We start from the raw sequence: 14,987 nt of genomic DNA, 5'->3' as shown, positions 1-14,987 counted from the left end.
TCGTCGTCCACGATCCACGGCCGAGTACTCACAGCATCACGCACGGCCGAAACCTCACACCGGTCACGGCTACCAGGCCACTTCAGCAAGATCCTGGTACGACCTATTAGAAGTAAATCGCGACCCTCCGCTGGACAGCCCGGCCAAGGCGGAGGATTCTTGGTGTAGGTACTCCGAATGGCCCATCATGCATAAGGGGATAACGCATTTGTCGTCTTCAAGTCGAAGTAAGTCGAGCCGAGGGTGCACGCCATGACTAGCAGCAGTGGTCCCCATGAGGGTGGCGCAAGAGTGTACGAGCCCCAAGGAAGGCATCCAACGGTGCTCATGTTCCAGCCGACCCGGTTCGAGGTCGTCGAGGGGGACCGGCTCAAGGAGTGGGAGCAGCATCTTCGCGAAGACGTGGGGCTGCAGGACATCGAAATAAGTGGGGGCACCAGGACTATTAGCTACGCCGATGGACACCGCAACGATGTGGATGTCGGTCCAGCGTAATGGGCCTCTTCCAGTAATGGGTCACACAACGTGCGTTGTTCACGCCGACAGTACGGGGCATGAAAGCTGTGTGGCCATCCTAAGCGATCACGACGACCTGCACGCGCTATCCGCCCAGAAGGAGTTGAGGGCGCGCGGAGGGTTTACGTGCCACGTCGTCGAAGGCGACCGGATATCTGCCCGCGGCGGACTGGTGTGGTCGGACTTCGACACCTCCACCTATGCCCCCCTCCTGCCGACAACCGACGGGAAGGGCGTCGATCTGCGCGATGTTGACGTGCTGTGGTTCCGGCTATGCAACATGGCCCAGATCGTCGACGAGGATGTCAGTGATCCAGTCCACCTGGATGTCAGCAACACCAATACGCCGACCGCATTGTTGGGTGTCCTCCTCAGCGGATTTGCTGGCAGATGGATCAGTGACCCGCAGTGCGTCATCAACGCGCCTTGCGTGATGTGATATTTCACATCACACAAGGAGGTGAGGTGATCGCGCTCTGAACTCTTTCCGTCAGGAAGTGAAAGTTTCCGGCGCAGTGGTCAGCCCGGTGTCCCGTGGTCGAGCTGTGCGAGCCCCGCTTCGCTCTCCGTCAGTGCGAGCCGCGTACGGTGCTCCACCAAGCCGCAGCCCGGTGTCCTTCCGGGCCGTCGGCGGGGCCGGCGCTGTTCACTCCGCTCGCCTTGGGCGTGCCGACCCTGCTCGTCGCCTTCTGTATGGCGATGGCCGGGGCGCGGGCGTCGACCGTGTTCGTGGTGGTGGGGGTGATCGCCGGGCTGGAGTACCTGATCGGCTGGCTGGCGCTGGCCTCTTCCCGGGCCCGGGACATCCTGCGGGTGGAGTTCGCGCCGGCCAGGGTGCCCGCGTCCCTGCGGTTGGTCCGGGCCGCCCGGCCGGGCGTCTGGCTGCCCGTCGAGACCCTGCGCAAGGTGCGGCTGACGCACAAGGTGGTGGAGCCGTACCAGGGGGACTACAAGCCGGCCGTCTCCACGCTCGCGCTGGAACTCGTTCTACGGGGCGCCCGGGAGCGGCTCGAGCTCCCGGGCGTCGGCGACCCGCAGCGGCTCGCCGACGCGTTGAAGGCTCTGCTCGGCCCGGCTGGGGTCGTGGTGGAGCTGCGCACCGAGCGCAGCACGCGCGATCGTCCGCAGCCCAACTCCGGCTGGACCTACGGCGGTTCGGCCTCAGCCGGCTCGGGTGGCGGCTAACCCCGGGCTGCCCGTGGCGCTCCCCGGCCGGGAGCGCCCGTCGATGCAACCGGCGGCAGGTGGTGCGGGGCAGCCTGCCGCGACCCGGGCGCGTTGAGCCGCCGGGTCGACTATTGCGGGCGTTCGCCGACTTCGGGGCGGCGGCACTGGACGGCTATGTTGGCGGCCTCCTGCTTGAGATCCCTGCGGCGCGCGGCTGTGGCAGCGATCCGCCGCTGGAACAGCGACGTGCCGACTGCCGCGCGACATGTCCTGCCTCTGCTGGGTGACGCGAAGGTCAGGCAGGCGGCGGTTCAAGCGTTCTCGGCGTGGGGGACCGCCGTGGTGCCGCTGCTCCAGGCTGTCCGCATCGACGGTCCCGGGGGGGCGCGCGCGGGTGCTCTGGAAGCCTTGGCGGAGATCGGCGGCGAGGCGGTTATGAGCGCCCGTGACATCGCGGCACTGGAACGGCTGGCCAGGATCGAAATCGCCAGCGACACGCCGGTTCCGCTCTCCTGCTGCTTCCTCTCCTGGATCGCGGTGCCTACCGGGGACCAGGCCGGTGTCATGGAGATGCTCGGGCTGTCGCAGCCGCGTCCGGTCCCGTTCTCCGTCGGCCTGTATGCCGCGGACATCGACAGCCACCGGGCCTCGACGCCGATCCACTGGATGTGTACCGCAGGGTGTTCGTTACTCCCGAGCTCGCCGGCTGGACCTTGGTGGTCGGTTCCTGGTGCGATCCCAGTGCCACCGAACGCCAGAACGAGGTCCTCGAAGCATGCGAACACCTCAGCGCCCGCTCCGGTCGCGCGCAGGCCTACTGGTGGAGCGCCTCGCAGGACGGCTCGGCGGTCCTGATCGCCGAGGAGGGTGTCGTCGTCCGTCCTTCGGCTACTTCCCCGGCGAGGATGTGCAGCACCTGGAACTGGGAGAACCGCTCGCGTACGAGCAGCAGCGGCGCGCCGCGCTGGAGCTCCCCGCTCTGGCAGCCGGCCGGGTGCCACCGAGGAGGACGCCGACGAATGGATGTGGGAGCTCCTCGACCTCGCGCCCAACCTGGCCGGCGCCTTAGGGCTGAACCCCCTGTTCATCGATGCCTCGACACCGACCCGAGGCACCGGGAAACTCGCTCTGACCGAATACGGCCACCGCCTGGGCACGCCGCCCGGAGTACTCAGACGGTGATCGAAATGACGTGGCAGCGCAGGCGAGTGCCCGCAAACGCCGTGTCGAGATGCGTCAGCTCTTCTGGTTGAGGGTGCGGGTCAGTCAGGTCGCGGTTGGCGGCTCGGGAACCCGTTGAAAACACTGCCCGAAGGCAGGCGCGTCACCGGCCTGTCCCGCCGTCAGGACGAACGCCAGGGGTCTGCAGCAGCCGCGGCCACAAGGTGCATCTTCGTGGTCAGTCCGCCGCGGGACCGGCCGATGGCGTGACCGTCCGGTTCGCCAGCCGGTGCCCCTTTTGCCTTCACTTTCGACCAGGGCTTTGCCCACACCGGACCATGTTCACCAACCTCCGCGCCAAGTTCACGGCCGTTGCAAGGTAGCGAGGCTACCCGTCGTCGTCTCGACGCCGATTGTGGATCGCGCCATTGATCGCCTTGACGCTTGTCAGCAGGGGAAGGTCGATGCCGTTGGCGGCCGCATGGCCGATGATGCCCGCGACGTCCTTGGGTAGGCACTTGCCGCTGTAGCCAGGTTCGGATGCGAAGGCGTCCGAGTGGTCGCGCTCGACCCTGGGGTCGAGCAGCCACCCTTCTCGCACGCTCCGCCAGTCCAGCCCGAGGCCTTCGGCGAGGCGGCGAAACTCGTTCACGAATGTCACTTTCACCGCGAACCATGAGTTTTCCATGTACTTGGCGAGTTCCGCCTCCGCCGGATCGACTCGATGGAGTCGCACGAGCGGCCCGAACGTCTCGGCCATCAGGTCCAGCCAGCAGGTCGTCACGCTCGACTTCCATGCTCCCACGAGCTGAAACGGCCGGTCCTCTGCAAGCACACGCCAGGTCGGCGTGGCGAACCTGGTCTCGCCCACGTACTCCGGCCAGAAGATCACCTCGCGCCCATACCGTTTCGCGAGCGCGTCCGTCGTCCCGGGCGGCACAGTAGACCGCAGGATGGCCGGAACGCGCGATGGGAGCGACTCGAACGCCCTCTCGACCTGGCTGAGATCCACCGTCCCGGAGGCCAATGCGGGGGTATTCACGCACACGACCACGAAATCGCACTTCGCAAGTTCCGCGCCGGGGTATGGCCGCGCACTGATGACGTCGTAGGTCACCAGATCCATGTGGTGGGCGAGCAGGTCTGCGGTCATGCTGCCGACATGCCCCAGCCCGACAACCCCCACTGTTGTCTTGCCGGACATGGAACGCCTTCCTGGAGTTGAGGTCGCGCCACCACGAACTATCGCAAGGAACCTCGCGCCCTGTCAGCTCTTGCATGACAATTTCGTCGGGTTGCGTCCAATAGAGTGGTGTACGAACTGGAGGCCTGACTGAAGTCTGGCGTGTCGATTCCGGAACGATGACGGTCACCGTGTGATCCTTCAAGTCGACCAAGTCAGAAGGAGTTTCACGCGCTGACCGCTGTCCAGCGTATCGAACCCGTCCAAGGTTCTGTCCGACCAACTCGCCCTGCTGATTGCATAGTCATCGTTGGTCCGGGACGGTGGCCAGCATACGTCGGCGTCGGTAATCTTTTGCCGGAGCTCGGCGACCGTGGGACCATCGTCGCCAGGTGATGTTCATGTTTGCGACTCTGTCGGATTGGACTCGAGCCGTGACCTACCAGCAACGCGAGGTCGTCTTCGAAGGCGAGGGCAGAGTCTCGATAAGATCAGGTGATCCGCTCCCCGCGCCGTCGGCTTACGACCTTATCGTTCGTGCGCGGCTATCGATCGTGAGCGCAGGCACCGAAACGGCATTCCTCGATACAAAGTATCCGACCCAACCGGGGCCGGGGATAGTCGGGGAAATTGTGCAGGTCGGCGATGCTGTGACAGCAATGCGCCCCGAGTTGACGCCGGGCAGCCGAGTATTCGTAAGGCAGAGCCATCGCGCTTATGTGCGATGTAATTCCTTGCGCGACTGCGTTTATGTCCTTCCCGTTGATCTCAGCGATGAAGCCGTGCTCCTCGCGCGCCAGGCGATCGTAGGAATACACGCGGTCAAGCAGGCAGGCCTCAGGCTCGGCGTCTCTGCGCATATCATCGGGCTCGGAATAGTGGGGCAGTTGATCACGCGCCTTGCAGTCATAGCCGGAGCGCGCCCGGTGACGGCCGCAGACCACCACAAGAATCGCCGATTCGCGGCGGAGAGTCAGCGAGTCGTGCAGATCCGACAGTCCGGCGAGCTCCGGCCGCAGGAGGCGGACGCGGTACTGCTGGCCTGTGGCAGTGCCTCCGCCCTGGCCGAAGGGCTTGAGATCGTGGCAAGCGGCGGTGCCCTGGTGCTGGTCGGCGCCGGCATGGGAGCGATGAGCCTCGATATCCACGACCGCGTGTTCCGGCGAAACATCCGAATGATCGGCGCACACGAAATCGGTGCCATGCAAGGTGCCGGGAACCCTGCCGAATGGGAAAGCCTGCTCGACTTGCCGGTGCGTCTGATACGGGAAGGCTCTCTCGAGATCGCGGGTCTCATCACCCATTACGTCGCACCCGGCGAACTGGCCCAGGCATACCGGATGCTCCGCGCGGGCAAGAGCGAATGCATTGGCGCCGTGATCGACTGGAATATCGCCTAGAGGATGGTCCCGGAATGTCGTCGGTGGGGATCTGGTGCGTAGTGTCGGAAGCAGATTATCCGTTGCTCGGCATCACCATGCGGAATCTGCTGGAGCACGACGGGGTCGGCGTCGCCCTCGTAGTCCACACCGGAATTCGCCGCCCGCCCGACTACGGCGCTCTCGCCGCTCGCTACGCCAACGTTCGGGAGGTTCACCGAAATTTCGGCGAGGGTTATTCCAGAAGCCTCGCCGACGGCGGCTACGACCAGCTCTCCGCCCGAAATTTCGCCTTGGAACTGCTCGAAGATCTCGGCGTGGAGTGGGTGTTCCAGTTCGACGCGGATGACTACTACAACCCCGATGTCATCACCGCAATCACGCAACTCGACGAGAGATTCGACGTCGTGAGTTGTTCGTGTTACACGCTGACTTCCGAGACGAGCTACTGGTACGAGCCGCGCCTGGAAAGGGGCGTCAGTGGAAGGCGACTCCTCGATCCGCACACCAGAATATGGCGCAGTCACCTGGCCAAGCGGTTCGAGCTCTGTCCGATCTCATCGAAGCGGTACGCCAACGTCACCCGACACTGCGGCGTCGCATTCCGCGGCCATCCGCATTGGCACTTCCAAGCCTTAGACGGACCGTTCCACTTTCATCTCCACTGTCTGCTGAGCAAGCGCCACACTGCGGCTCGTACGGCGAGTCGGGAGCTCGGCAGACCTATCCCGCCGCAGCTGTCGGAATGCATCAAAGAGTTGTCACGATGGAAGGATTAACATGTCGGATGAGGGTGCGGACCGGGTGTACATCTCGGATCCGGTCGATCTGAGCCGTCAGGTCTACGTGGACGACAGCGACTACCAGCTATTGTGCTGTGGCCCGTCCGGCGGCGGGAAATTCGGCGGCGGGGGCTCGTCGGACGACTATCTGACGGCGGCCGAGCTGGTCTACGACTTGACGGGTAACCCGGGCCGGGTGGTCAGCGACGTCATCACCTTCGACTACGACTCTGAGACCAGGGTCGAGATTAAGGTGCTCGGAGGAGATTTCGCGATCATTCGAGGTGATGACGTAATGCACTCCGGGAAAAAGGCTTTCGAGTTGCTGATGAGGTTGAAGGAGTTCACCTTCGAAGGCGCGCTCGAGTGGATCGCCGAGAAGTACTCCGTCGAGAAGGCCGAGGTGCTGGCACACGCTTACGTCGCGAGGCGCTTGGGGATGCATGCCCAGGACGACAGCAGTGTCGATCAAGACGACTAGGAGCTGGAACATGGACGTAAACAGCAGCGGCGGAGGCGGCACGCGCGTCGACCTGCCTTGGCCTGCCATGTCGCCGCCCATGCGCGGCGCAGACGCAGGCCAAGGCGTGGCCGAAGGAGTTGCTCGAGTGGTCGGCGAAGGCGCGGTCAACACCGAAGTGTCGATCTTCGATGCGTCCGATGGAGGCGCCATCGTTCACCTCCCGCTGAAGGGCCGGGCCTTCCGCGTCGACGACCGCACCGGGCGAATCATCGAGAAAATTGTCGCAGGACAAGCGCTTCCGGAGGACGACGTCAGTGCGAGAGTTCTTGCCGCACTCGACAAGATGGGAATTATCGGCGGCGAAATGGCGCCGGAGCCGACGACGCGGCCGCTGCAGGAGTTCCGCCCCACCGAGGCCACTCTCATCTTCACCGAGAGCTGCAATCTCGGGTGCACCTACTGCTACGCCAGCTCGTCGCCGCAGAAGTCTCCGCCGATGAGCGAGGAGATCGCCCGGGCAGCAGTCGATCTCGTTCTCCAGAACGCGAGCGAGACAGATGAGAACCTGGCGCTGATCCGCTACATCGGCGGCGGCGAACCTACCATGGAGTGGAAGCTCCTGCAGTCCGTGACTGACTACATCCGGTCGGCATCGCAGGCCATGGGCGTTCGATATCGCATTCGACTCATTACCAACGGAACCCTGCTGACGCCGGACCGGGTGGCATGGATTTGCGACAACATCCAGTTCGTGACTCTGTCCTTCGACATCCTGCCCGAGCTGCAGGCGCAACGGTCCTACGCCGATGGCCGAAGTACTCACGGCAAGCTGGTAAAGGTCATCAGGGAGTTGGTGGAACAGGGCGTTGACTTCCACTTGCGGACGACGGTATCCGCACAGGGCGCGACCCGATTGGTCGATATGGTGAAGTTCGTCCACGACAACACCGGCGCCGCAAGCGTACGCTTCGAACCGATGGCCGAAATCGGTCGTTCGGTGACGCAGGGCATGGCCAAGCCACTGCAGCAGGAGTTCGTCGAGTCGTTCAAGGCGGCCTACAAACTCGGCCGCGAGCTGGGAATCGACGTTACCTGCAAGATGTTCCAGAACACGCTGAGGCGAAGCTCCCGGTTCTGCAACACAGAGTTTTCCGTGACACCCGAAGGGATCGTTTCCGGGTGCCACCGCTACAGCAAGGAGGAGCATGACGGATACGATCTGTTCCGCATCGGGCGATACGACGGCAGTGGCTTCCAGTTCGACATCGATCGAGTGAACGCCCTGCGGGCCATCGACGTTCATTCATTCTCCGAGTGCACCTCGTGCATGGCGCGGTGGAACTGCGCGGGCGGCTGTCTGTCGGCACGGGTAAGCCGCCAAGGGATTTCGCAGAGCGGCCCGTTGTGCGATCTCACCAGGGACTTGTTGAAGTTCTCCATCGAGCAGAAAGTAGGGACGACAGCGACTACCAGCTATTGTGCTGTGGCCCGTCCGGCGGCGGGAGCTCCGGCGGCGGGGGCTCGACGGACGACTATCTGACGGCGGCCGAGCTGGTCTACGACTTGACGGGTAACCCGGGCCGGGTGGTCAGCGACGTCATCACCTTCGACTACGACTCTGAGACCAGGGTCGAGATTAAGGTGCTCGGAGGAGATTTCGCGATCATTCGAGGTGATGACGTAATGCACTCCGGGAAAAAGGCTTTCGAGTTGCTGATGAGGTTGAAGGAGTTCACCTTCGAAGGCGCGCTCGAGTGGATCGCCGAGAGTACTCCGTCGAGAAGGCCGAGGTGCTGGCACACGCTTACGTCGCGAGGCGCTTGGCGAGACTGGCCGAGCAGTAGCGAGAATCTCCTGGGAAGGCGACCGTGATGTTCCAATTAGCGGTGAGATGGGCGAGGCCGTCCGGGGCGGGAACCGGGCTATGTCCGGCCGGCCCTGCCGAAGCGGCCCGGATTTTCGAGCAGGAGTACCGGGAGCTGATCGCCGCCGAGCATGGGCGAGGGCGGCATGCCCGCCGGCTCGACAGATGGCAGCGGAAACTCGGTTGGATGTTCCGCAGCGGGGTGATTCCGTCGCAGCCTGCCGCTGTTCTTGAACTCGGCTGCGACAACGGCATGGCGTCCTACCTGCTGGCTGAGCTCGGGTATCACCTTGCGGGCATGGATATCTCCGATAAGGCGATCGACTGGGCGGCCGACCGATTGCGCGCGGCAGGCTTGGCCGGAGATTTCCGAGTCGGTGACGTGTGCAAGCCGCTGCCCTACCCAGACAGCCGGTTCGACATCGTGATCGACGGCGACTGTCTGCATTGCATCATGGGCGACGCGCGTCGTGCCTGTCTCGCCGAGGCGTATCGCGTGACTAGGCCCGGCGGCCACTTTTTGCTGAGCAGCATGTGCGGCCCGCCGCGGTCGAAAGCCGTGAAGCGGCGATACGATCCGACTGCCCGCTGTCTCCTCGAGGACGGCAGCCCCTTTCGATACCTGCCGAGATCGCGAGATCTTTCCCAGGGGCTCAGCCGGGAGGGGTACCGAGTGTCGGCCCGACACATGAAACGCAACCCTGGTGGAATCATCTCACCCTGTTGGCGCAGCGACCGGAGACCAGATGCCCCCCGAACGTGTCCTCGAGGTGACCACCAACATCGGCTGTCGACTGCAGTGCTCCTACTGTCCGCAGTCGACGGTCACCAGTGCCTACCGAGAAGCGGCAGCTGCCAGGAGAACTGCTGCGGGAGCGTCGGTCCGCACCATGACGCGGGAGTTGTTCGCGGCCTACATCGAGACGGTTCCTTCGTCCGTGCACATCCACTTCTCCGGCTTCAGCGAACCGTTCCACGCAGGCGACTGCGTGGACATGATTCGGATCGCACACCGGCGCGGTCATCCGATAGCTGTTTTCACGACGGCGGACCGGATGATGCACGAGCAGGTAATGCCGCTTGCCGATATCCCGTTCAAGAGATTCCTGGTGCATCTGCCAGACAACGGCGGTGAGATGCGAAAAGAAGTGACCGCGGACTATGTCTCGCTGCTGACTCTGCTGGCGTCGAGCGGGATTTCGAACCTGCAGTTCTACACCATAGGCATTCCACATCCGGCGATAGCCGCCGAGCTCAGCAGAATGCAGTCAACCCGCCGCGTTCACAGCCGCGCGGGCAACGTCGATCTGTCCGCCACGACGGTCGGCACGGCATTCAGCGCCGCAGAGATCGCCGAGCGGAACGGCCACACCAGTCTGATTTGCCGCAAGGACCGCATCTTCGCCAACGTTCTCCTGCCCAACGGCGATGTTCAGCTCTGCAGCATGGATTACGGCCTGGAGCATAAGCTCGGCAATCTCGGCACGCAGACCTATCGGGAGATCGTCGAAGGCCCTGGTTTTCAGCGTATCATGGCCATGCTCGCAGATCCGGACTCGACCGTTCTCTGCCGCCGGTGCGAGTACGGACTTCCCGGTACCTATCGGCGTCGGTAATTCGTGATTGTCGTGGAGGCGCAGTGCGAGATATCGGTATCGACAACCCGTACTACGCGCGGCAATGGCATCTGCACACCGGGTTCGAGCACGTCGAGGTGGATGTTCGCTCCTCCATACGCTGCGACGAGGCCTGGTCGAGGTTGGCAGGCTTCGGCGACCCCCGGATAGTGGTCGCCGCTACCGACAGCGGGTGCAACCTCGCCCACCCCGCCTTTGGCGGGATGGGCAAGTTCGCAGGGTGGGGATACTTCGACGGCGGGGAACTGCGCACGAGGGGCATGCCGGGCAGCGCCGCCGCCAAGATGTATCTGCCCGGCGCGCATCACGGAACGTCGATGTGCGCGTTGACTTCGGGGGCGGTCGGGCACAGCCACCCCCTCGGGGTCGCGCCCGGCTGCCGGCTGCTTCCGATCAGGCTCCAGACCGAAGCGAATCGCGCGCGCATTTCCGAGTACGCAATGCACCGCATCCTCGACTACGTGTCGGAACGGGCGGACGTGCTGTTGGTTCCGTTGTCGAAACTGCCGCACTTCATGCTGTCGAAATCCGTCGTCGATCGAGTCGAGGAGTTGACCTCGAGCGGCGGGCGCCGCGGTAGCGGGCTGGTATTCGTTTGTGCTGCGGGAAATTCCAACTGTCCTATCGACATCGACGTCGACGTTGCCGTGCCCTACGAAGTCGTGTTCGGCGATGCCCAGGCCGAGCCGCTCATCAAATTCTCCAAGACATTTCGAAACGTTCTCGCATCTCTGCCTGGCGTCTTGCACGTGAGCTCGATTTCCAGCCTGGCGCAGCGATGTCACTACTCCTGTTACGGTCCGGGAATCGATCTCTGTGCGCCGTCGAGCAATTCGCGTGCCTTCCGTGGCGATGCTTTGAGCGGGTTGGGCCTAACCACGTCGACGGGGGACCCGGAGAAGCCGACTAACCGATTCAAGGGCACGTCGGGCGCGGCGGCTCTGGTAGCCGGAGTGGCCGCCTTGGTCTTGAGCGCAAACCCCGGCCTCTCTGCCTCGGAGGTCTGCCGGATCCTGCAATCTTCGGCCTCGAAGGACCTGAGTCACACGGGTTACGACCTGCCCCCGCCGACGTCGCCCGACGCAGCCTGGGACCACCCCCTTGTCCCGCTGTGCAGGCGTGGTTCCTTCGACGAAACCGGGTGGAGCCCCTGGTTCGGTAACGGCAAAGTAGATGCCCTCCGCGCCGTGACAGCGGCCCAAACGTGGCAGACCATGGGTTGACTTGGAGTGCACTCCAACTCGTAGCGGGGAGTCATGGACGGATGGCTGCGTAGGTTTCAACCTGACGTACAAAGCCAGACCGGACGTATTGCGCTGGTAGCGCGAGGTTCGCGGGGGCTCGGGCAGGTCGCCCACAGCTACGCGTTCCGGCTGGCGGCGGCAAGTCTGGCGTCCGGTGAACGGCGGGATTGGCGCGGGCCACGATCACGGCCGGCCCCGAGAACTGTGTCGGGTCTCGGATCGCAGTGGGTGAGTGCGCCGCCGATGTCGGCAACAACTTCGGTGGCCGCATCCATGGGCGTCACCGTAGCCGATGCCACCGACAGGATTCGATGAGTCAGTTCGCACGTCGATGCTGGGATGCGATCGGGCGGGGCCTAGTGACCTGAGTCAGAGATTCGGTGGCAGTAGGTGGCGGCTTTGTCGAGGATCTCGTCGGCGGTCTTCGTCCAGACGAACGGTCTGGGTTGGTCGTTCCAGTCGGCGAGCCAGCTGCGGATGTCCCGCTCGAGGGCCTGGACGGAGCGGTGGACTCCACGCTTGAGTTTCTTCTGGGTGAGCTCGGCGAACCACCGCTCCACCAGGTTCAGCCACGACGCACTCGTGGGCGTGAAGTGCAGGTGGAACCGTGGGTGGGCCAGCAGCCACTTCTTGATGTCAGGCGTCTTGTGGGTCGCGTAGTTGTCGAGGATCAGGTGGACCTGGAGGTCCGAGGGAACCTCCTTGTCGAGTTTGGTCAGGAACTTCTTGAACTCGGCGGCCCGGTGTCGGCGGTGGAGTGACCCGATGACCTTGCCGGTCGCGACCTCGAGGGCCGCGAAGAGGGTGGTGGTGCCGGCGCGGACGTAGTCGTGGCTTCGGCGTTCGGGAACGCCGGGCATCATCGGCAGGACCGGCTGGGACCGGTCCAGGGCCTGGATCTGCGACTTCTCGTCCATACAGGACCAAAGCCTTCTCGGGCGGGTCGAGGTAGAGGCCGACGACATCGCGGACCTTGTCGATGAACAGCGGATCCGTCGACAGCTTGAACGTCTGGGACCGGTGCGGGGCCAGGGCGAACGCCCGCCAGATCCTTGAGACGGTCGACTGCGACATCCCGGTCGCCGCGGCCATCGACCTGGTCGACCAGTGCGTCGCGTTCTTCGGCGTCTCTTCCAGGGTCTTCACGATCACCCGCTCGACATCGGCGTCGGTGATCTTCCGCGGGACACCCGGCCGCGGCTCGTCGCCCAGCCCGTCCAGCCCGTGCTCGATGAACCGCCGTCGCCAGGTGCGGACCGTGTCCGGAGCGATCCGCAGCCGCCGCGACACCTCCATCACCGAGTGCCCCTCCGCGCACTCCAACACGATCCGCGACCGCTGAGCCAACGCCTGAGCCGTCGCACGACGACGTAACCAACCCTCCAACACAACACGCTGGGCATCAGTCACCAACAACGGCGGAATCTTCGGACCAGGACGACTCATACCCAAACCAACGATAAACCTCTGACTCAGGTCACTAGTAGTGCTTTGTTAGCTGCTCATGTCGTGTCGGGTGTCTGGTAGTTCGCTGGCTGTATGAGGGCTGGGGAGCTTGCAGCGGTGCGGGGCCGGTTGGAGGAGCTCGCCTCAGAGGTGTTCGCGCCGCTGGTCCGCCGGGACCAGCGGGCGAAGGGCCAGTTGTATCTGCGAGGGCTGCTGTTGGACGGCTGGCGCAAGTCGATGCAGCCGATGGCCGAACGCCTGGGTGTCAATCACGAGCAGCTGCAGCAGTTGATGACGTCCTCGACCTGGCCGGTAGGGCTGTTTTGCGGCCGAAGGAGAGGTTCGACGAGGTGTCAGCGCCAGGCCTCAGCTATGGAAGGCGTATATGGCCAACACGAGCTGACCATCGCCAGCCCGGGGGCAGTAGAACGCCGGTCAGTGCCCGTCGTTGCCAGCCATATCGGCTGGCCCTATTGAGCCCGGAGTGCATGGCACCGTGGCCCCTCTCCGGTGCTCGAGCGCGTGGTTTCGTTTCCTCATCAACAAATACCTCAAGAAAGTGCATATTTGAGTAGTCAACAGATCCCAAGTGGCCGTACCGAGTGGTCCGGAAGATAATGGTGATGTAGCCGGGGGCGCCGCGACACAGAAAGAATGTCGCGGGCTCGGATGATCTCCATTCATACTAGAGTGCGGGGAGTGAGCCATGGCTGCACATCAGCCGCAAAGAGTTCCAGCAGTGTTTATGTTCCAGCCCACCGAGTTTGAGGACGTCCCTGTGGAGCGCCTTGACGAGTGGGAAAGGGACCTTCGCGAATTCGTCGGAATCGAAAACGCTGCACTTCCGGCAGGGGCGACGGGGACAACCTCTAAGTGCCCGAAGAAGGACGACTGCGACTCCAGGGAGCAATAAGGTGAAGCGTCGCCATTCTGGATGCGTAGCCATTGTGAGCGAGCAGAATGACCTGCATGCACTTGCAGCCCAGAAGGAACTCGATCAGTATGGCGACGTCTGCTGTCACGTCATCGAGAGCAATCGTGTTTGCCAGGGGGACGGAGTGTCGTGGACAGAAGGGGAAGGTCTGAGAAGTGCACCCCTTCTGCCCGCTAGAGGGAACGAGCTGCTTGACATTCGGAACGTAGACGCTATTTGGTATCGTCGCGTTTTCGGTCCTCAGTCCCTGGATGTCGAGATTGAGGACGCTGAGCATCGGAGTTTGATAGAGGGTAGCGCCACGGCGGCGCTCGTGGGCATCCTTCTCGCCGAGTTCAAGGGGACGTGGATAAGCGATCCGTTTGCAACACGCTCGGCCGAGAATAAGATCTACCAGATGCATGTTGCTCGCCGTGCGGGATTTTCTGTTCCCCGCACTCTCGTCAGCAACAACCCGTCGATCATTCGCCGATTCTGTGCCGAGCTTGGTGATCAGGTTGTGGTCAAGTCGCTGCGTCAGAGCGAAAACACCATACTCCTCACCCAGAAGCTTAGGCCGGAGCACCTGGAATCCGACGAGTGCCTTCGGCTATGTCCAGCTATATATCAAGAGTATGTACCCGGTCTTAAGCATCTGCGGGTTCAAATATTCGGGGACTATATATCCGCGATGTCGATCACTTCGGAGGATCTGGATTGGCGCCCCAACCTGAATGTGCCATGTGAGGTGTACCGCTTGAACGATGCCACAGTCTCACGCCTTCGACGTGTCGTAAGGGATTTGAATCTACGCATGGGAGTTGTTGATCTCAAGCTTAGTGGGGACGTGCCCACCTGGCTGGAGATCAATCCGCAAGGGCAGTTCCTCTTCGTCGAAGGACTGACAGGTCTACCACTTAACGAAGCCGTTTGCCGGTTCCTCCGTCAAGAAACGCTGGCTGCTGCGCGCGCGAAGCGAGTTTCATAATCTGACAGATCGGTCAGCTCTCAGCTGACGTGGGCGGCGATTCCCGGGCGCCGCGGCGACGCGTTCGTCGCGGGGCAGCTCTTGCGACATCCCCTCAGCGTTGACCTGCGCGACCGCGGTCGGCCGATTCCGCGCCCTATGAGGTCGTAAGGATCTTGCTGAAGTGGCCTGGTAGCCGTGACCGGTGTGAGGTTTCGGCCGTGCGTGATGCTGTGAGTACTCGGCCGTGGATCGTGGACGACGA

12 protein-coding genes and 3 pseudogenes are annotated in these 14,987 nt (G+C 63.3%); 12 read left to right on the top strand and 3 right to left on the bottom strand.

The features are described from left to right. Positions 1 to 565 precede the first annotated feature (565 nt). Together ACIPYQ_RS41015 and ACIPYQ_RS41010 are read left to right on the top strand one after the other, a co-directional pair. Entirely contained in the window at positions 566 to 955 is a 390-nt protein-coding gene (locus ACIPYQ_RS41015) for a hypothetical protein (protein WP_401259772.1), read from the top strand. Between the two features lie 221 nt (positions 956 to 1,176). Then, positions 1,177 to 1,701 carry a hypothetical protein gene (locus ACIPYQ_RS41010; protein ID WP_401259771.1) on the top strand — a complete coding sequence of 175 codons (525 nt, stop codon included), beginning with the start codon at positions 1,177 to 1,179 and terminating at the stop codon, positions 1,699 to 1,701. 1,293 nt (positions 1,702 to 2,994) lie between these two features. Here ACIPYQ_RS41010 and ACIPYQ_RS41005 read toward each other — a convergent pair. Both ACIPYQ_RS41005 and ACIPYQ_RS41000 read right to left on the bottom strand, forming a co-directional pair. After that, a pseudogene (locus tag ACIPYQ_RS41005) lies at positions 2,995 to 3,107 on the bottom strand (IS5/IS1182 family transposase); the annotation flags it as partial. 125 nt (positions 3,108 to 3,232) lie between these two features. After that, complete coding sequence (locus tag ACIPYQ_RS41000) at positions 3,233 to 4,048, bottom strand: hypothetical protein (protein WP_401259769.1); 816 nt, start codon at positions 4,046 to 4,048, stop codon at positions 3,233 to 3,235. A gap of 413 nt (positions 4,049 to 4,461) precedes the next feature. Between ACIPYQ_RS41000 and ACIPYQ_RS40995 the strand changes: the two genes are divergently transcribed. The 8 genes and pseudogenes from ACIPYQ_RS40995 to ACIPYQ_RS40960 all read left to right on the top strand — a co-directional run bounded on the left by ACIPYQ_RS40995 (position 4,462) and on the right by ACIPYQ_RS40960 (position 11,375). Further along, the gene (locus tag ACIPYQ_RS40995) at positions 4,462 to 5,427 is read left to right on the top strand and encodes a zinc-binding dehydrogenase (RefSeq protein WP_401259767.1); all 966 of its coding nucleotides are present in this window, start codon (positions 4,462 to 4,464) and stop codon (positions 5,425 to 5,427) included. Between the two features lie 41 nt (positions 5,428 to 5,468). Continuing rightward, a complete protein-coding gene (locus ACIPYQ_RS40990) occupies positions 5,469 to 6,185 on the top strand; it encodes a hypothetical protein (protein ID WP_401259766.1) in 717 nt (238 codons plus the stop codon). Between the two features lies 1 nt (position 6,186). Then, positions 6,187 to 6,669 (top strand): hypothetical protein, encoded by a 483-nt coding sequence (locus ACIPYQ_RS40985; RefSeq protein WP_401259764.1) that lies wholly within the window; start codon positions 6,187 to 6,189, stop codon positions 6,667 to 6,669. A 10-nt stretch (positions 6,670 to 6,679) separates the two neighbouring features. Continuing rightward, entirely contained in the window at positions 6,680 to 8,191 is a 1,512-nt protein-coding gene (locus tag ACIPYQ_RS40980; RefSeq protein ID WP_401259763.1) for a radical SAM protein, read from the top strand. 44 nt (positions 8,192 to 8,235) lie between these two features. Beyond that, positions 8,236 to 8,523: a hypothetical protein gene (locus tag ACIPYQ_RS40975; protein WP_401259761.1), complete on the top strand. Its 288-nt coding sequence runs from the start codon at positions 8,236 to 8,238 to the stop codon at positions 8,521 to 8,523. Further along, positions 8,523 to 9,131, top strand: a pseudogene (locus ACIPYQ_RS40970) (class I SAM-dependent methyltransferase); the annotation flags it as partial. The gene ACIPYQ_RS40975 and the pseudogene ACIPYQ_RS40970, both read left to right, overlap by 1 nt. Positions 9,132 to 9,285: 154 nt before the next feature. Then, complete coding sequence (locus ACIPYQ_RS40965; RefSeq protein WP_401259760.1) at positions 9,286 to 10,131, top strand: SPASM domain-containing protein; 846 nt, start codon at positions 9,286 to 9,288, stop codon at positions 10,129 to 10,131. A 23-nt stretch (positions 10,132 to 10,154) separates the two neighbouring features. Further along, a complete protein-coding gene (locus ACIPYQ_RS40960; protein ID WP_401259759.1) occupies positions 10,155 to 11,375 on the top strand; it encodes a S8 family serine peptidase in 1,221 nt (406 codons plus the stop codon). Positions 11,376 to 11,752: 377 nt separating this feature from the next. Here ACIPYQ_RS40960 and ACIPYQ_RS40955 read toward each other — a convergent pair. Next, positions 11,753 to 12,692: pseudogene (locus tag ACIPYQ_RS40955) on the bottom strand (IS630 family transposase). Between the two features lie 300 nt (positions 12,693 to 12,992). Between ACIPYQ_RS40955 and ACIPYQ_RS40950 the strand changes: the two are divergent. Then, positions 12,993 to 13,319, top strand: a complete 327-nt coding sequence (locus ACIPYQ_RS40950) for a transposase (RefSeq protein ID WP_401259757.1) — start codon at positions 12,993 to 12,995, stop codon at positions 13,317 to 13,319. Between the two features lie 470 nt (positions 13,320 to 13,789). Then, positions 13,790 to 14,743, top strand: a complete 954-nt coding sequence (locus ACIPYQ_RS40945) for a RimK family alpha-L-glutamate ligase (protein ID WP_401259756.1) — start codon at positions 13,790 to 13,792, stop codon at positions 14,741 to 14,743. Positions 14,744 to 14,987: the final 244 nt, after the last annotated feature.

The organism is Streptomyces sp. NPDC090045 (genome assembly GCF_044747975.1).
Classification (GTDB): domain Bacteria; phylum Actinomycetota; class Actinomycetes; order Streptomycetales; family Streptomycetaceae; genus Streptomyces.
This window is presented reverse-complemented; position numbering and strand designations above follow the sequence as displayed.